Raw genomic sequence first — 17,558 nt, 5'->3', positions numbered from 1 at the left:
ACAGGGAGAACAGTAACCGCCATCATAAAAAAAGGCCACTCTTAAAGAGTGGCCGGTGTGGGATTACTGATTACCGATTTGATCGCCGTAAGGCAGTGTATCGTAATCAATCAGGCCATTCTTTTTATACGGGTCGCCAATCCAGCGGGTCGTCTCTTTGAACTGCGGGTTAGTAATGGCGCGAGTTGGATCAAAACCATCGTAGGTGAATCCCGCTAAATCAGACCAGGTGTGGATAAGCTCAGAGCTGCTGTACTTACGATCCACATCCTGTGAGAAGTCGCGGGGGTGTGCGGCCTGCCATTTTTCAGAGGTCCACAGCAGGAACGGTACCGTATACATATGGCGCGTCGGGTTGTCTTCATTACGACCCTGCGTTTTATGCGGAGGCGTATCGTATACCTCTTCCCCGTGATCGGAGAAGTACAGCAGGAAGCCGTTCGGATCGGTCGCTTTATAGTCTTTGATCAGACTGGCGATGATATGGTCATTGTAGGCATTCGCGCTGTCGTAATCGTTGTAAGCTTCCAGCTCATCATTACTCAGGCCAGCGGGAACATTGTCGATATTGTTATCGAATTTACCCTGGCCATCCGGATAGCGGAATTTGTACTTAATATGCGTTCCCAGCAGGTGCACGATGATGAACTTTTTCGGTGCCGGGTCAGCCAGTACTTCTTTAAATGGCGCCAGCACGTTGCTGTCATATTCGCGCGCGCTTTGCGTACGCTGCTGGTTCATATAGAACTGCTTATCCGTCTGCTTCGAGAACACGGTCAACATGGTGTTGCGGGCAGTCATCGTCTGCTGGTTGGTTATCCAGAAGGTTTTATAACCGGCCTGTTTCATCATGTTCATCAGGGACGGCTGAGTCAGATACAGGTCCGGGTTCTTCTCGTTGGCGAAAGTCAGCGCCTGCTGCAGGATTTCAATGGTGTACGGACGTGAGGTCACGACATTATTGAACACGGTGAAGTTAGGATCGGATTTATGCAACGCATCCAGTTCTGGCGTCGTTTCGCGCGGGTAGCCATACAGGCTCATGCGGCCACGCTGCGTTGACTCCCCAATCACCAGCACCAGCGTACGTGGAGCATCGCCGGAGTTATCTTTGAAGTTGGCCAGCGGCGGCAGGGCATTGTTCTCATTCAGCAGGCTATTCAACGAGGTCAACTGCTGACGATATTGATAATAACCAGAGATGATCTGCCACGGGGCCGCAGGCTCCATACGTGAGGCGAGACCATCTAACGTTTTTTCAAACGGTTTATGTTTGATGAACGTATTAACCGCCATTGGGTGCAGAATCAAACCGTATAACAGCGCGAAAGACACCAGATAACGCCAGGGCGATGGAATATGCACAGGGCGCAAACGCGTCCACAGCAGAATAGCCACAGCCGTATAGGCCAGAGCGATAAGGACAATTTTCAGGCTGAAATATTGGCTCAGATATTCGCTGGCTTCGTTCGCATTGGTTTCAAACATTACGTACAGAACGCTTTGCGAAAACTCTTGTCCGTAAATGACGTAATAGCTCAGAGCCGCCAGCGAGGCCGCCCATAGCATGACGCCAATAATGGCAGCGATCGCGCGGATACGGTTTGGAAATAAGAATACCGGGATCAACCACAGCGAACTGAATAGTAACGAGTCGCGTAACCCATTAGTTCCGCTATAACCGGTTAAACAAATAATGACCTGGAGTAAACTGGAAAAAAACCAAAAATAGAGGAGCGCCCAACCCAGGGCTTTCCAGCTAAATTTAGGTTTAGACTGGAGTTGTAAGGATTGCATAATGTGAGCCTGTCTTTAATCGTAGCGCCAAGAATAGCGACTAAACATTAAGAGGAACTGAAGCATCACGATCTCAGGATCGTGTTTTGCTGTTGATACATTCGTATAGTGAATATATTCAGGCGGGAATATATTGAAAAAGAAGCGGTTATGACAGCAGTTTTTGCCGTCGCCTTCATACAATAGCACGAAGGCGACGGGAGGGGACGTTAGCCTGTATTACGCATGCCGGCTGCGACACCAGCGATAGTCACCATCAACGCTTGTTCAACGCGCGGGTCCGGTGCATTGCCTTGCTCTTCCGCCTGGCGTGAGCGGTGTAACAGCTCTGCCTGTAAGACGTTCAGCGGGTCAGTATAAATATTTCTTAACTGAATTGACTCGGCAATCCACGGCAGGTCGGCCATCAAATGTGAGTCATTGGCAATTGCCAGTACGACATCGATATCGGCTTCCAGGCGCTGACGCAGCTCTTTACCCAGTGGCCACAGCTCTTTTTTGACCAGGCGTTGATCGTAGTACTCTGCCAGCCACAGGTCTGCTTTGGCGAAAACCATTTCCAGCATGCCAAGACGCGTGGAGAAGAATGGCCAGTCGCGGCACATGGCTTCGAGTTCGCTTTGCTTGCCGTCTTCAACCACTTTTTGCAGCGCGGTACCTGCGCCCAGCCAGGCCGGGAGCATCAGGCGGTTCTGCGTCCAGGCGAAGATCCACGGAATAGCGCGCAGAGACTCTACCCCGCCGGTTGGACGGCGTTTTGCCGGACGTGAACCGAGCGGCAGTTTACCCAGTTCCTGCTCCGGCGTCGCGGAACGGAAGTAAGGAACGAAGTCTTTGTTTTCACGCACATATCCGCGATAGAGCTCGCAGGAAATATCGGAAAGCTCATCCATGATATGACGCCAGTTATCCTTCGGCTCTGGCGGTGGTAACAGGTTGGCCTCCAGAATTGCTCCGGTATACAGCGACAGGCTGCTGATGGTCACTTCCGGCAGGCCGTACTTAAAGCGGATCATCTCCCCTTGTTCTGTCACGCGCAGACCGCCTTTCAGGCTGCCTGGTGGTTGAGAGAGCAGCGCCGCATGCGCAGGCGCGCCGCCGCGACCAATGGAACCGCCACGACCATGGAACAGCGTCAGTTCGATACCGGCTTTTTCGCAGGTTTTGATCAGCGCGTCCTGTGCCTGATATTGCGCCCAGGAGGCCGCCATCACGCCCGCGTCCTTTGCGGAGTCAGAGTAGCCGATCATGACCATCTGCTTGCCCTGAATAAAGCCACGATACCAGTCAATATTCAGCAGTTGGGACATGACGTCATCGGCGTTATTGAGGTCATCCAGCGTTTCAAATAACGGGGCAACCGGCATAGCAAAACCGATACCGGCTTCTTTCAGCAGCAGGTGCACGGCCAGCACATCCGATGGCGTTTTCGCCATGGAGATAACATAGGCGGCAATGGAGCCATAAGGGGCTTCGGCAATGACCTGACAGGTGTCGAGCACTTCGCGGGTGTCGTTGCTCGGTTCCCAGTTACGCGGGAGCAGCGGACGCTTGGAGTTCAGCTCGCGGATCAGGAAAGCCTGTTTATCCGCTTCCGACCAGTTTTCGTAGTCGCCAATGCCCAGATAACGGGTCAGTTCGCCAAGGGCTTCAGTGTGACGGGTGCTTTCCTGACGAATATCAATACGTACCAGCGGTACGCCGAAACATTTCACGCGGCGTAGGGTATCGAGCAATTCGCCATTGGCGATAATGCCCATGCCACAGGCCTGCAGAGACTGGTAGCACGCATATAGCGGGTCCCAGAGCTGTTCGTTTTGGGTGAGAAGTCCCGCCGGTTTCGGCAATTTCTCGCCTTTAAGACGGGCTTCCAGCCAGGCCTGGGTTGCCATCAGACGAGAACGCAGGGTTTTCATCAGATAGCGGTAAGGTTCTGCTGCGCCTTCTTCGCCCACCAGCGCCAGCAGTTCCGGCGTGGCATCCACCATCGACAGTTCAGAAATCAGAAACTGGATGTCTTTCAGAAACAGGTCGGTGGCTTTCCAGCGGCTGAGCAGCAGCACGTGACGGGTGATATCCGCCGTTACGTTCGGGTTGCCATCGCGGTCACCGCCCATCCAGGAGGTAAAGCGAACCGGGACAAAATCAACCGGCAGCTTATAGCCCAGATGCTCTTCCAACTGTTCGTTCAGCTCGCGCAGATAGTTTGGTACGCCTTCCCACAGGCTGTTTTCGACCACGGCGAAGCCCCATTTGGCTTCATCAACCGGGCTTGGGCGTATCTTGCGGATCTCATCCGTATGCCAGGACTGGGCAATCAACTGGCGCAGACGGCGCATCAGTTGATGGCGTTCATAATCGACGAGATCTTTGTTATCAAGCTGTTTGAGGCAGGCGTTCACTTCACCCATTTTATGGATCAGCGTACGGCGGGTGATCTCGGTCGGATGGGCGGTAAGAACCAGCTCCAGGGAGAGAGATTCCACGGCTTTTTTGATGGTGGCTTCATCGAGGTTGGGCTGCTCTTTCAGTTTACGCAGCGTGCGGGCAATCACTTCCGGGTTGCTGGCTGCTTCGCCTTTTGGCGAAATGCTATGGTGCTGCTCGGCGGTGTTGGCCAGGTTCAGAAACTGGCTAAACGCGCGGGCAACCGGCAGCAGCTCGTCGTTAGACAGGTTTTGCAGCGTAGTAAGCAGCTCCTGGCGATTGACTTCATTGCCAGCGCGGGATGATTTGGACAGCTTACGGATTGTTTCTACGCGGTCGAGAATGTTCTCTCCCAACGCATCCTTGATGGTTTCTCCCAGCACTTTGCCGAGCATACTGACATTACTACGCAACGCGGAATATTGTTCGTTCATTAACCCAGACACCCCATCTTTAATTTATGCGTCCTGTATCTTTCGCGCCTCAGCGGCGTTGGCTGTGCCACGAAATCTCTCGGACTTTGTTTGTTCGCCGTCTTTTATAAAGCCACGTAAAACTCGTGACGTCAATTGCTGCGAAATCGGTTCAGCAAACGAAAAAATGGCGGGAATTTACGTTATTTAATTCACATCGAATCAAATAAGCTTTGCTTATGGAAATGTTAATATTTCACCTCGATTACCACTAAAGGGGTAACGAGGTGATTTGTGGTTAATGCCAGCAGAAATGATGTACGACCTGGGTAATTAACTCCCGCGTCGGCTTAATAAAACGCGTTTCCAGATACTCATCCGGCTGATGTGCCTGATTAATAGAACCTGGGCCCAACACCAGCGTTGGGCAAAGCGTCTGGATAAACGGCGCTTCGGTGCAGTAGTTCACCACTTCCGTTTGCGCTCCCAGTAGCTTCTCAACCACTTGTACCAGTTGATGATCCGGCGGGCATTCATAGCCCGGAATTGGCGGATGCAGTTCCGAGACCGTCAGGCGACCCGGCCAGCGCTCGCTGACAGGGGCCAGCGCATCGTTAAGTAAGCCATTGAGATCGTTGAGCGTCATGCCGGGCAATGGGCGAATATCCATATGCAGTTCGCAGCAGGCGCAGATTCGGTTGGCGGCGTCGCCACCGTGGATGTGACCCAAATTCAGCGTCGGGTACGGGACGGTAAAGGCGTCATGGTGATAGCGCTCTTTCAGGTCATCGCGCAGAGTCATGATATGGCCGATGGCATCATGCATTAGTTCAATCGCATTAACGCCACGCGCGGGATCGCTTGAGTGACCCGATTGTCCCAAAATGCGAATCGCATTAGAAATATGACCCTTGTGCGCGCGGACCGGTTGCAGGGAAGTGGGTTCGCCAATGATCGCGCAGTCCGGGCGCAGAGCGGTGGTTTCAGAGAAATAACGTGCTCCCGCCATGCTGGTCTCTTCGTCGGCAGTGGCCAGAATGTACAGGGGCTTTTTCAGCTTCGTGACGTCGACATCACGCAATGCGTCGAGGATAAACGCGAAGAAGCCCTTCATATCTGCCGTACCCAGACCGTAGAGCTTATTGTCATGCTCGGTCAGGGTGAACGGATCGCGCGTCCAGCGTCCGTCGTCAAAGGGGACGGTATCGGTATGGCCCGCCAACAGCAGACCGCCAGCGCCTTGTCCAATGCTCGCCAGCATATTGAATTTATTTCGCGTGTCGGGAACCGGCTGGACCTCCACATTGAAGCCTAAATCTTTAAACCAGCCCGCCAACAGAGTGATTAAACCTGCATTGCTTTGATCGAGCGCTTCTTCGGTAGCGCTTATCGATGGCGTGGCAATCAGAGCGCGGTAAATCTCGATAAATGGCGGTAAATTGTTTTTCATTGTTGACACACCTCGGGTCATGATAGTATCAATATTCATGCAGTATTTGTGAATAAAAATACATTAACGTTAAGCGTAATAAAACCCACCAAGTGTAAGGTGAGGTGATAAAGGCTTATACCTGGCAACAGAATCTAAGAAGGTGAGCAGCCCCGATGTTGAATACGCTGATTGTGGGCGCCAGTGGCTATGCCGGCGCAGAGCTTGTGACCTATGTAAATCGCCATCCTGATATGAACATAACCGCTTTGACCGTCTCAGCGCAAAGCAATGATGCAGGAAAATTAATCTCCGATTTGCATCCGCAGTTGAAAGGTATTGTCGATTTACCGTTGCAGCCGATGTCAGATATCAGCGAGTTTAGCCCAGGGGTGGATGTTGTGTTCCTCGCAACGGCTCATGAGGTGAGTCATGACCTGGCCCCGCAGTTTTTGCAGGCCGGTTGCGTCGTGTTTGACCTCTCAGGCGCATTTCGTGTAAACGACGGCGCGTTTTATGAAAAATATTATGGCTTTACCCATCAGCATCCCGACCTGCTGGAGCAGGCAGTTTACGGGTTGGCGGAATGGAACGAAGACCAACTGAAAGAAGCTAATCTGATTGCCGTGCCGGGTTGTTATCCGACCGCGGCGCAGCTGTCGTTGAAACCACTGATTGATGCCGGGCTGCTGGATCTCAGCCAGTGGCCGGTGATTAACGCCACCAGCGGCGTGAGCGGTGCGGGCCGTAAAGCGGCTATCTCTAACAGTTTTTGTGAGGTGAGCCTGCAGCCGTATGGCGTGTTTACCCATCGTCATCAGCCGGAAATCGCCACTCATCTTGGCGCGGAGGTGATCTTCACTCCGCATCTGGGCAACTTCCCACGCGGAATTCTGGAAACCATTACCTGCCGTTTGCAAGCGGGCGTAACCCATGCGCAGGTGGCCCAGACGTTGCAGCAGGCGTATGGTGATAAGCCACTGGTGCGTTTATATGACAACGGCGTTCCGGCGCTGAAGAATGTGGTTGGCTTACCATTCTGTGATATTGGGTTTGCCGTGCAAGGTGAGCACCTGATCGTGGTGGCGACGGAAGACAACTTATTGAAAGGCGCGGCGGCACAGGCGATGCAGTGCGCAAATATTCGTTTTGGCTTTGCCCAAACGCAGTCTCTTATTTAAGGGTGCAACAATGAATCCATTAATTATCAAGCTGGGCGGCGTTTTACTGGATAGCGAAGAGGCGCTGGAGCGTCTGTTTACCGCACTGGTGAATTATCGTGAGTCGCACCAGCGTCCGCTGGTCATTGTGCACGGCGGCGGCTGCGTGGTCGACGAGCTGATGAAACAGCTGAATCTGCCGGTGAAAAAGAAAAATGGTCTGCGCGTCACGCCTGCCGATCAAATTGATATTATTACCGGAGCCCTGGCGGGAACAGCGAATAAAACCTTACTGGCCTGGGCGAAAAAGCATCAGATTGCGTCCGTGGGTCTGTTTCTTGGCGATGGCGACAGCGTAAAAGTGACGCCGCTCGATAAAGAGCTCGGTCATGTTGGACTGGCGCAGCCGGGTTCGCCTAAGCTGATTAACACGCTGCTGGAAAACGGTTTTTTACCGGTAGTAAGCTCCATTGGCGTTACGGAAGACGGACTGCTGATGAACGTTAATGCCGATCAGGCGGCAACGGCGCTGGCGGCTACGCTGGGGGCGGATCTGATCCTGCTCTCTGACGTAAGCGGCATTCTGGATGGTAAAGGCCAGCGTATTGCCGAAATGACCGCCGCGAAAGCGGAGCAGTTGATTGACCAGGGAATTATTACCGATGGCATGATCGTGAAGGTCAATGCGGCGCTGGATGCCGCGCGTACGCTGGGCCGTCCGGTGGATATCGCCTCCTGGCGCCATGCCGAGCAACTGCCGGCGCTGTTTAACGGTACGCCGATCGGTACGCGTATTCTGGCTTAACTATTAATGGCCGGATGGCGGCTTCGCCTTATCCGGCCTGGATGGGTTTTGTAGGCCCGGTAAGCGCAGCGCCACCGGGCAAAAATATCATATTAAGGAAATTCGTTATGGCACTTTGGGGTGGGCGTTTTACACAGGCAGCAGATCAGCGGTTCAAACAGTTCAACGACTCGTTACGTTTTGACTACCGCCTGGCTGAACAGGATATTATCGGCTCTGTGGCCTGGTCCAAAGCGTTGGTAACGGTCGGTGTACTGACTGCCGATGAACAACTGCAACTGGAAGAGGCGCTGAATAACCTGCTGGAAGAAGTGCGCCTGGATCCGCAGCAAATCCTTCAAAGCGATGCCGAAGATATTCACAGCTGGGTGGAAGGTAAGCTGATTGATAAAGTCGGCCAGCTAGGTAAAAAACTGCATACCGGACGTAGCCGGAATGACCAGGTCGCGACCGATCTTAAACTGTGGTGTAAAGACACGGTTATTGAATTACTGTCGGCTAACCGTCAGTTGCAAAGTGCGCTGGTGGTGACGGCAGAGAATAACCAGGACGCCGTTATGCCGGGTTACACCCACCTGCAACGCGCGCAGCCGGTGACGTTTGCCCACTGGTGTCTGGCCTATGTCGAAATGCTTGCGCGTGACGAGAGCCGTCTGCAGGATGCGCTCAAGCGCCTGGACGTAAGTCCGTTAGGCTGCGGCGCGCTGGCGGGTACGGCGTATGAAATCGATCGCGAGCAGTTGGCCGGTTGGTTGGGCTTTGCCTCGGCGACGCGTAACAGTCTGGACAGCGTTTCTGACCGTGACCACGTGCTGGAGTTACTCTCCGATGCCTCTATCGGTATGGTGCATCTGTCGCGTTTTGCTGAAGATCTGATTTTCTTTAATACCGGCGAAGCGGGCTTTGTCGAACTGTCCGACCGTGTGACTTCGGGGTCATCTCTGATGCCGCAGAAGAAAAACCCGGATGCGCTGGAGTTAATCCGTGGCAAATGCGGTCGCGTACAGGGTGCGCTGACCGGCATGATGATGACCTTAAAAGGTCTCCCGCTGGCGTACAACAAAGATATGCAGGAAGACAAGGAAGGGCTGTTTGACGCGCTCGACACCTGGCTGGACTGCCTGCATATGGCCGCGCTGGTGCTGGATGGCATTCAGGTGAAACGTCCGCGTTGTCAGGAAGCGGCGCAGCAAGGCTATGCTAACGCCACTGAGCTGGCGGATTATCTGGTGGCGAAAGGTGTTCCGTTCCGCGAAGCGCATCATATCGTGGGGGAAACGGTGGTCGAGGCAATTCGTCAGGGCAAACCGCTGGAAGCGCTGTCGCTTGCCGACTTACAAAAGTTTAGCCAGGTGATTGGCGATGACGTTTACCCGATCCTCTCGTTGCAATCTTGCCTGGATAAACGTGCGGCGAAAGGTGGCGTGTCGCCGCAGCAGGTTGCGCAAGCGATCGACTACGCGAAGGCGCGTTTGGCGTAACCTTTGTCTTTGTAAGCCTGATATGCGTAGCGCCATCAGGCAAACAGTTATCAGAGCCTGGCATTACGCCGGGCTTTTTTATGCAAAAAAAATGCGGACTCAAGGTCCGCAAAAGTTCACGTTGGCTTTAGTTATTTCGAGTATGAGAGAAACTCTCAAAACGGACAGTAGCTTCAAGGGTTAAAGGGGTACCGTTCCGTTTCTGTGGTGCATTATTAAACAGAAAGCTTGATAGGGATAATCGTTCGTTGCTATGCTACCTATCGCTACGAACTATCGTGGCGATGGAGGATGAATAATGAATATTCGTGATCTTGAATACCTGGTGGCGCTAGCCGAACATCGTCACTTCCGACGTGCGGCAGACTCCTGTCACGTTAGCCAGCCAACGCTGAGCGGACAGATCCGCAAACTGGAAGATGAGCTTGGTGTCATGCTGCTGGAGCGTACGAGTCGCAAGGTGCTGTTCACTCAGGCAGGTCTACTGCTGGTGGATCAGGCGCGCACCGTGCTGCGCGAGGTCAAAGTGCTCAAGGAGATGGCAAGCCAACAGGGTGAGACAATGTCTGGCCCGCTGCATATTGGTTTGATCCCAACGGTGGGGCCATACCTGCTGCCGCATATTATCCCTATGTTGCACCAGACCTTTCCAAAACTGGAAATGTATCTTCATGAGGCGCAGACGCATCAGCTGTTGGCGCAACTGGATAGCGGTAAGCTCGACTGCGTCATCCTGGCGCTGGTGAAAGAGAGTGAGGCGTTCATCGAAGTACCATTATTTGATGAGCCTATGCTGCTGGCTATCTATGAAGATCACCCATGGGCAAACCGCGACTGTGTGCCGATGTCCGATCTGGCGGGTGAGAAATTGCTAATGCTGGAGGATGGCCACTGTCTGCGCGATCAGGCGATGGGCTTCTGCTTTGAAGCGGGCGCTGATGAGGATACTCATTTCCGGGCAACCAGCCTGGAAACGCTGCGCAACATGGTGGCGGCAGGCAGCGGTATTACCTTACTGCCTGCGCTGGCCGTGCCGCCGGAGCGTAAACGTGATGGCGTTGTCTATCTGCCCTGCATCAAGCCTGAACCGCGTCGCACGATTGGTCTGGTGTATCGTCCAGGCTCGCCGCTGCGCAGCCGTTATGAACAGCTGGCAGAGGCCATCCGTGGGTCAATGGATGGCCATTTCGACAGTGCGTTAAAAAAGGCGGTTTAAGCCATTTAGCGCCGCTACCCGATAGGCTTCTGCCATGGTTGGGTAGTTAAAGGTGGTGTTAACGAAGTATTCGATGGTGTTACCACCACCTTTTTGCTCCATTATCGCCTGACCGATGTGAATAATTTCGGCCGCGCGTTCCCCAAAGCAGTGGATCCCCAAAATCTCTTTGGTTTCGCGATGGAACAGGATCTTCAGCGTCCCGACACTCATACCCACGATTTGCGCACGTGCCAGATGTTTAAACTGGGCGCGGCCAACCTCGTAGGGAACTTTCATTGCCGTGAGCTGCTGTTCGGTTTTACCGACGGAGCTGATTTCCGGAATGGTATAAATCCCGGTCGGGATATCTTCAATCAGATGCGCGGTTGCCTCGCCTTTTACCAATGCCTGGGCGGCAATGCGTCCCTGATCGTAGGCCGCCGATGCCAGACTCGGATAGCCGATCACATCCCCTACGGCATACACGTGCGGCAGCGCCGTCTGGTACATGCTGTTGACCTTCAGCTGTCCGCGGCTGTCGGTTTTCAGACCAATATTTTCCAGCGCCAGCGAATCGGTATTACCGGTACGACCATTGGCGTACAGCAGGCAGTCAGCCTTCAGTTTCTTGCCAGATTTCAGGTGCATGATGACGCCGTCATCGCAACCTTCAATCTTCTCGTATTCTTCGTTGTGGCGAATGACCACACCGCTGTTCCAGAAGTGGTAAGAGAGCGAGTCGGACATCTCTTGATCGAGGAACGCAAGCAGACGATCGCGGGTGTTGATTAAATCAACTTTGACGTCCATTCCGCGGAAGATCGACGCATATTCGCAGCCAATTACCCCCGCGCCATAAATCAAAACGTGGCGGGGTTCATGGTGCAGACTCAGGATAGAGTCGCTGTCATACACCCGGGGATGCGAGAAGTCGACATCAACTGGGTGATATGGGCGTGAGCCGCAAGCGATAACGAACTTATCCGCGGTCAGCGTTTCCACCGTGCCGTCGTGGCATTCCAGGGCGATCGTGTGTTCATCAACAAAACGGGCATTTCCCTGCAAAATTTCGCAGTGGTTACGCTCGTAAAAGCCTTGCCGCATACGCGTTTGCTGATTAATAACGTTATCAGCGTGGTTGAGAATATCGGCGAAAGAAGAACGAAGGAGTCGGGAGTGGTCGCTGTAAAGTGGGTTCTGATTGAATTCAATAATACGGCTGACGGCGTGGCGGAGAGCTTTCGACGGGATGGTGCCCCAGTGGGTACAGCCTCCACCGACGTTATGATAGCGCTCAATCACCGCGACGCGCGCTCCTTGCTTAACCAGCCCCATTGCAGCGCCTTCGCCGCCGGGACCGGAACCTATTACTATTGCATCGTAATCGTAGGAATGTGACATGGTCAGGCTTACCTGTTCTTATACATAAAAGCAACAGAATAGTAACATCGTTGGCGAGATAACCCAATTATCGTTGTGCTTTTTTGCGAACCCGAAGCACAAACTGCGCGTAAACAATCATTCACAAAGCCATGCCAACCGCCTAATCTCTGGTATAGTGCCAGCAAGGTATGTGGAAGGATTCAGACATCGTGATGGGCGTTAGAGCGCAACAAAAAGAAAAAACCCGGCGTTCGCTGGTAGAAGCCGCATTTAGTCAACTCAGCGCTGAGCGTAGTTTTGCCAGTCTCAGTTTACGCGAAGTCGCTCGTGAAGCGGGCATAGCGCCAACCTCGTTTTATCGCCACTTCCGCGATGTGGATGAACTCGGCCTGACGATGGTGGACGAGAGCGGTCTGATGCTGCGTCAGTTGATGCGCCAGGCGCGTCAGCGTATCGCGAAGGGCGGGAGTGTGATCCGCACCTCGGTCTCAACATTTATGGAGTTCATCGGCAACAATCCCAACGCCTTCCGTTTATTATTGCGCGAGCGGTCTGGTACCTCCGCGGCGTTTCGTGCCGCAGTGGCTCGTGAAATTCAGCACTTCATTGCGGAACTTGCGGACTATCTGGAACTCGAAAACCATATGCCTCGTGCGTTTACTGAAGCGCAAGCCGAAGCCATGGTAACGATTGTGTTCAGCGCCGGGGCAGAAGCACTGGATGTTGGCGCCGAACAGCGTCGACAGCTGGAAGAGCGGCTGGTATTGCAACTGCGGATGATCGCCAAAGGCGCATTTTATTGGTACCGCCGTGAACAAGAGAAGATGACGCACCACTCCGAGTAACGAGAAGGACGAGCAATGAAACAGTCAGGTCAAGATAAAGGTACGCTGCTGCTGGCGCTGGTTGCTGGCTTATCGATTAATGGTACATTTGCGGCGCTGTTTAGCTCCATTGTGCCATTCTCAGTATTCCCGATTATTTCGCTGGTGCTGACGGTTTATTGTCTGCATCAACGCTATCAGAATCGCACCATGCCTGTGGGGCTACCGGGCCTGGCCGCCGCCTGTTTTATTCTCGGCGTTTTGTTGTACAGCACCGTAGTTCGCGCTGAATATCCGGATATTGGTTCTAACTTCTTCCCAGCGGTACTGTCGGTGATTCTGGTGTTCTGGATTGGCTTTAAGGTGCGTAACCGTAAACAGGAAATAGCGGAGTAGTAATAGTTGTAGGCCGGGCAAGCGACCGGCCAGCACATCACTTACTTTGCGGTCAGTAATACACCGCACTCCATATGGTGCGTGTACGGGAACTGATCGAACAGAGCCAGACGTGAAACCTTGTGGGTCTGGCTTAACGTTTCCAGGTTCTTACACAATGTCTCCGGGTTGCAGGAGATGTACAGAATTCGCGGATACGCCTGCACCATTTTCTCCGTTTCGCTGTCCAGACCGCTGCGCGGTGGATCAACGAAAATGGTTTCACACTGGTAACTCTTCAGATCGATCCCCTGCAAACGGTTGAACTCGCGCACCCCGTTCATCGCCTGAGTAAACTCCTCGGCCGCCATGCGGATAATTTGTACATTATCAATATGGTTCGCCGCAATGTTGTACTGTGCAGCAGCCACAGATGGCTTGGCGATTTCAGTGGCCAGCACGCGGTTGAAGTTTTGTGCGAGGGCGAGAGAGAAATTGCCATTGCCGCAGTACAGCTCAAGCAGATCGCCTTTTGACCCCCTGGTGACATCAATCGCCCATTCCAGCATCTGAATATTCATGGCGGCATTCGGCTGGGTGAAGCTGTTCTCAACCTGACGATAGATAATCTCTTTACCCGCAACCGGCAAGCGTTCGTCAATGTAGTCCTGGTCCAGTTCGATTTTGGTTTTAGTTGCCCGGCCAATCAGATGCACGTTCAGGTTTTGCGCCCGCAGCGCATCCCGCAGCGCTTCGGCTTCCTGACGCCATTCATCATCCAGCTTTTTATGGTACAGCATCGATACCACCGCCTGATCGCTCAGGGTTGTGAGGTAATCAATCTGGAACAGTTTGTGGCGCAGGACGCGGTTATTGCGTACCCCTTCGATCATTGCCGTCATCAGCGTGTTGATAAGCTCGCTGGCCGCCGGGAAGCTGTCGACACGAATACGGTTTTTGGTCTGGCTGTCGAACATGATGTGGTACAGGTCATCCCCGTCATGCCACAGACGAAATTCCGCGCGCATACGGTAGTGGCTGACCGGTGAGCGAAACACTTCCGGAGCCTGTGCATAAAATGGCGTCATTAAGCTCTGCAGACGCACTACTTTTTCAGCTAACTGGGCGTCGTACTGTTCTGTCGGAAGGTGTTCGGGGGTCATGATGCGTCCTGAAAAATAAAAGTACGCGGGGATTGTAGGGATTGCTCAACAGATGTCCAGTCATTGATGATTTTCGATATTGTGATACGCAGTCTGGACAGTGGGTTGTAACAAACTGTAGCATCCGTTTTCCGGTCCTGTGAGTTAAAAGGGAATCCAGTGTGAATCTGGAGCTGACGCGCAGCGGTAAGGAAGGTAGGAGATGAGCGCACCTGGTGCAGACACTGCGGCTTGCCGTGGGAAGTCATCATCTCTTTAAGTTGCCTCCAAGCCCGAAGACCTGCCGGCTAACGTCGCATCTGGCTTTCATCATCGCGTACTATCGGTGGGACCTGCGGCATCCTTCTTATATTGTGGATGCTTTACAATGATTAAAAAATCGCTGTTGTGCACGGCACTGTCCGTCACGGCATTTTCTGGTTGGGCGCAGGACACTAGCCCAGATACTCTTGTCGTCACTGCCAACCGTTTTCAGCAGCCTCGTAGCGCAGTACTTGCTCCTATCACCGTTGTTACGCGTCAGGATATCGATCGCTGGCAATCCACCTCCGTGAATGATGTGCTTCGTCGCCTGCCCGGCGTCGATATCGCGCAAAGCGGCGGCATGGGACAAAACTCCTCAATTTTTATTCGTGGAACCAATTCCAGCCATGTTCTGGTGCTGATTGACGGTGTGCGTCTGAACTTAGCGGGTGTGAGCGGATCTGCCGATCTCAGCCAGTTCCCTGTCTCGCTAGTACAACGTATCGAATACATTCGTGGGCCGCGTTCGGCGGTTTATGGTTCTGATGCGATTGGCGGCGTGGTGAATATCATTACCACGCGCGAAAAGCCGGGGACAGAACTTACGGCCGGTGTGGGGAGCAATGGGTATCAGAATTACGATGTCTCAACCCAACAGCAGCTCGGCGAAAATACGCGTGTCACGCTGATGGGTGATTATGCCTATACCAAAGGCTTTGATGTTGTAGCATACGGCAGCACCGGCTCTCAGGCTCAGCCCGATAAAGACGGTTTTTTAAGTAAGACGCTGTATGGCGCGCTGGAACACAACTTTTCCGATACATGGAGCGGGTTTGTTCGTGGCTATGGTTATGATAACCGCACGAATTACGACGCATATTACTCCCCTGGCTCGCCGCTCCTCGATACCCGAAAACTCTACAGCCAAAGCTGGGATGCCGGACTACGTTTTAATGGCGAGCTTATCCAGTCGCAGCTGGTTTCGAGCTATAGCCATAGCAAAGACTACAACTATGATCCGGATTATGGCCGCTATGACTCCTCGGCCACACTGGATGATATGAAGCAATATAATGTTCAGTGGTCCAACAGTATGGTGCTGGGGCACGGTAACGTAGGCGCAGGCGTCGACTGGCAAAAACAAACCACAACGCCAGGCACCGGGTATGTTACGGACGGTTACGATCAGCGTAATACGGGGCTCTATCTGACCGGGTTGCAGCAACTGGGCGACTTTACCTTTGAAGGCGCGGCGCGTAGCGATGACAACTCCGAGTTTGGACGTCATGGCACATGGCAAACCAGCGCCGGATGGGAGTTTATTGAGGGCTATCGCTTTATTGCGTCATACGGTACATCTTACAAAGCGCCTAATCTTGGACAACTGCATGGTTATTACGGCAATTCGAACCTGGATCCTGAGCAAAGTAAGCAATGGGAAGGGGCGTTTGAAGGCTTAACGGCGGGCGTGAACTGGCGAGTTTCAGGGTATCGCAACGATATTGATGACATGATCGATTACGACCCGCATACCGAAAAATACTTTAACGAAGGCAAAGTACGCATTAAAGGTGTGGAAGCGACCGCAAACTTTGATACCGGTCCGCTGGCACATACGCTGAGCTACGATTATGTCGATTCGCGCAATGCGATTACGGACAAGCCGCTTGCGCGCCGTTCTAAACAGCAGGTGAAGTACCAGCTTGACTGGCAGGTCTATGATTTTGACTGGGGCCTGACGTATCACTACCTGGGAACGCGTTATGACACGGACTACGTAACCTACCAGCCGGTAAAAATGGGTGGGGTTAGCCTGTGGGATCTTGCCGTGTCATATCCAATCACCTCACAGCTGACAGTTCGTGGTAAAATCGCCAACCTGTTCGATAAAGATTACGAGACAGTTTATGGCTACGCAACTGCAGGACGGGAATACACCTTGTCTGGCAGCTACACCTTCTGATCCACGTCCCACCGTGCTGGTGTTTGATTCCGGTGTCGGTGGGTTGTCGGTCTATGACGAGATCCGGCGTCTTCTGCCGGATCTCCACTATATCTACGCTTTCGACAATGTCGCCTTTCCTTATGGAGAGAAGAGCGAGGAGTTTATCGTCGAACGTGTTGTTGAGATTGTGACTGCGGTCCAGCAGCGCTATCCCCTCTCTCTTGCTGTCATCGCGTGTAATACAGCAAGCACGGTGTCGCTTCCTGCGTTACGTGAGAAATTTGCCTTCCCGGTTGTGGGCGTGGTGCCTGCGATTAAACCGGCGGCGCGACTCACGGCGAATGGCGTAGTGGGGCTGCTGGCTACACGTGCAACGGTGAAGCGTTCGTATACTCATGAGTTGATTGCGCGATTTGCTAACGAATGTCAGATAGCGATGTTGGGTTCCGCCGAGCTGGTGGAACTGGCTGAAGCGAAGCTACACGGTGAAACAGTTTCTCTGGAAGAACTGCGCCGCATCCTGCGCCCTTGGCTGAGGATGACGGAACCACCTGACACGGTAGTGCTCGGCTGCACCCATTTCCCTCTATTACAGGAAGAACTTTTACAGGTACTGCCCGAGGGAACGCGGTTGGTGGATTCTGGTGCCGCAATTGCGCGTCGCACGGCCTGGTTATTAGAACATGAGGCGCCAGATGCAAAATCAACTGACGAGAATGTCGCATTCTGTATGGCAATGACCACAGAAGCCGAACAATTATTACCCGTACTGCAGCGTTATGGCTTTAAGTCGCTCGAAAAACTGGCGGTTTAGGTCGTTTTGGTGGAAAAGTAGGCACTCGGAAGATTATTTTAAATTTCCCCTTGTCAGCCTGAAATAACTCCCTATAATGCGCCTCCACTGACACGGAACAA

13 protein-coding genes and 1 riboswitch are annotated in these 17,558 nt (G+C 53.1%); of the genes, 8 read left to right on the top strand and 5 right to left on the bottom strand.

Annotation, left to right across the window (positions count from 1 at the left end; all coding sequences use genetic code 11):
* Window positions 1–63: 63 nt before the first annotated feature.
* From OGV94_RS00195 to argE, 3 genes are all read right to left on the bottom strand, one after another.
* On the bottom strand, window positions 64–1,797 hold the full coding sequence (locus OGV94_RS00195; RefSeq protein WP_043018944.1) for a phosphoethanolamine transferase CptA: 1,734 nt from the start codon (window positions 1,795–1,797) through the stop codon (window positions 64–66).
* 209 nt (window positions 1,798–2,006) lie between these two features.
* Window positions 2,007–4,658 (bottom strand): phosphoenolpyruvate carboxylase, encoded by a 2,652-nt coding sequence (ppc, locus tag OGV94_RS00190; RefSeq protein ID WP_075145385.1) that lies wholly within the window; start codon window positions 4,656–4,658, stop codon window positions 2,007–2,009.
* A 277-nt stretch (window positions 4,659–4,935) separates the two neighbouring features.
* Entirely contained in the window at window positions 4,936–6,087 is a 1,152-nt protein-coding gene (gene argE, locus OGV94_RS00185; RefSeq protein ID WP_043018946.1) for an acetylornithine deacetylase, read from the bottom strand.
* 155 nt (window positions 6,088–6,242) lie between these two features.
* On the opposite strand from argE, the gene argC reads away from it, so the two are divergent.
* The 4 genes from argC (at window position 6,243) to oxyR (ending at window position 10,728) form a co-directional block, all read left to right on the top strand.
* Window positions 6,243–7,247, top strand: a complete 1,005-nt coding sequence (gene argC, locus OGV94_RS00180) for an N-acetyl-gamma-glutamyl-phosphate reductase (RefSeq protein WP_043018947.1) — start codon at window positions 6,243–6,245, stop codon at window positions 7,245–7,247.
* A 10-nt stretch (window positions 7,248–7,257) separates the two neighbouring features.
* Window positions 7,258–8,031 (top strand): acetylglutamate kinase, encoded by a 774-nt coding sequence (argB, locus tag OGV94_RS00175; protein WP_043018948.1) that lies wholly within the window; start codon window positions 7,258–7,260, stop codon window positions 8,029–8,031.
* Between the two features lie 107 nt (window positions 8,032–8,138).
* On the top strand, window positions 8,139–9,512 hold the full coding sequence (gene argH, locus OGV94_RS00170) for an argininosuccinate lyase (protein WP_286522116.1): 1,374 nt from the start codon (window positions 8,139–8,141) through the stop codon (window positions 9,510–9,512).
* A gap of 298 nt (window positions 9,513–9,810) precedes the next feature.
* Window positions 9,811–10,728, top strand: coding sequence for a DNA-binding transcriptional regulator OxyR (gene oxyR / locus OGV94_RS00165; RefSeq protein WP_043018950.1), 918 nt, complete (start codon window positions 9,811–9,813; stop codon window positions 10,726–10,728).
* Here the strand turns inward: oxyR and sthA are convergent.
* Window positions 10,711–12,111, bottom strand: a complete 1,401-nt coding sequence (gene sthA, locus OGV94_RS00160; protein WP_043018951.1) for a Si-specific NAD(P)(+) transhydrogenase — start codon at window positions 12,109–12,111, stop codon at window positions 10,711–10,713. The two genes, oxyR and sthA, sit on opposite strands and share 18 nt — an antisense overlap.
* 191 nt (window positions 12,112–12,302) lie before the next feature.
* On the opposite strand from sthA, the gene fabR reads away from it, so the two are divergent.
* Both fabR and OGV94_RS00150 read left to right on the top strand, forming a co-directional pair.
* On the top strand, window positions 12,303–12,938 hold the full coding sequence (gene fabR / locus OGV94_RS00155) for an HTH-type transcriptional repressor FabR (RefSeq protein ID WP_003028862.1): 636 nt from the start codon (window positions 12,303–12,305) through the stop codon (window positions 12,936–12,938).
* Window positions 12,939–12,953: 15 nt separating this feature from the next.
* A complete protein-coding gene (locus OGV94_RS00150; RefSeq protein WP_003825114.1) occupies window positions 12,954–13,313 on the top strand; it encodes a YijD family membrane protein in 360 nt (119 codons plus the stop codon).
* Between the two features lie 41 nt (window positions 13,314–13,354).
* On the opposite strand, the gene trmA is transcribed toward OGV94_RS00150, so the two are convergent.
* A complete protein-coding gene (trmA, locus tag OGV94_RS00145; RefSeq protein WP_286522114.1) occupies window positions 13,355–14,455 on the bottom strand; it encodes a tRNA (uridine(54)-C5)-methyltransferase TrmA in 1,101 nt (366 codons plus the stop codon).
* A gap of 115 nt (window positions 14,456–14,570) precedes the next feature.
* A riboswitch (cobalamin riboswitch) is annotated at window positions 14,571–14,757 on the top strand.
* A 65-nt stretch (window positions 14,758–14,822) separates the two neighbouring features.
* Between trmA and btuB the strand changes: the two genes are divergently transcribed.
* Both btuB and murI read left to right on the top strand, forming a co-directional pair.
* The gene (gene btuB / locus OGV94_RS00140) at window positions 14,823–16,661 is read left to right on the top strand and encodes a TonB-dependent vitamin B12 receptor BtuB (protein WP_043018953.1); all 1,839 of its coding nucleotides are present in this window, start codon (window positions 14,823–14,825) and stop codon (window positions 16,659–16,661) included.
* Window positions 16,606–17,457 (top strand): glutamate racemase, encoded by an 852-nt coding sequence (murI, locus tag OGV94_RS00135; protein WP_043018954.1) that lies wholly within the window; start codon window positions 16,606–16,608, stop codon window positions 17,455–17,457. Before btuB ends, murI begins: the two co-directional genes overlap by 56 nt.
* The last annotated feature ends 101 nt before the right edge of the window (window positions 17,458–17,558 follow it).

The organism is Citrobacter sp. Ce006 (assembly GCF_030336535.1).
Taxonomy (GTDB): Bacteria; Pseudomonadota; Gammaproteobacteria; order Enterobacterales; family Enterobacteriaceae; genus Citrobacter; species Citrobacter europaeus.
This window is presented reverse-complemented; position numbering and strand designations above follow the sequence as displayed.

Bases quoted from the DNA above. Each gene is read 5' to 3' on its own strand.
- argC (WP_043018947.1), top strand. From the start codon at position 6,243: ATGTTGAATACGCTGATTGTGGGCGCCAGTGGCTATGCCGGCGCAGAG.
- trmA (WP_286522114.1), bottom strand. From the start codon at position 14,455: ATGACCCCCGAACACCTTCCGACAGAACAGTACGACGCCCAGTTAGCT.
- argH (WP_286522116.1), top strand. From the start codon at position 8,139: ATGGCACTTTGGGGTGGGCGTTTTACACAGGCAGCAGATCAGCGGTTC.
- argE (WP_043018946.1), bottom strand. From the start codon at position 6,087: ATGAAAAACAATTTACCGCCATTTATCGAGATTTACCGCGCTCTGATT.
- sthA (WP_043018951.1), bottom strand. From the start codon at position 12,111: ATGTCACATTCCTACGATTACGATGCAATAGTAATAGGTTCCGGTCCC.
- argB (WP_043018948.1), top strand. From the start codon at position 7,258: ATGAATCCATTAATTATCAAGCTGGGCGGCGTTTTACTGGATAGCGAA.
- btuB (WP_043018953.1), top strand. From the start codon at position 14,823: ATGATTAAAAAATCGCTGTTGTGCACGGCACTGTCCGTCACGGCATTT.
- ppc (WP_075145385.1), bottom strand. From the start codon at position 4,658: ATGAACGAACAATATTCCGCGTTGCGTAGTAATGTCAGTATGCTCGGC.
- OGV94_RS00195 (WP_043018944.1), bottom strand. From the start codon at position 1,797: ATGCAATCCTTACAACTCCAGTCTAAACCTAAATTTAGCTGGAAAGCC.
- oxyR (WP_043018950.1), top strand. From the start codon at position 9,811: ATGAATATTCGTGATCTTGAATACCTGGTGGCGCTAGCCGAACATCGT.
- murI (WP_043018954.1), top strand. From the start codon at position 16,606: ATGGCTACGCAACTGCAGGACGGGAATACACCTTGTCTGGCAGCTACA.
- OGV94_RS00150 (WP_003825114.1), top strand. From the start codon at position 12,954: ATGAAACAGTCAGGTCAAGATAAAGGTACGCTGCTGCTGGCGCTGGTT.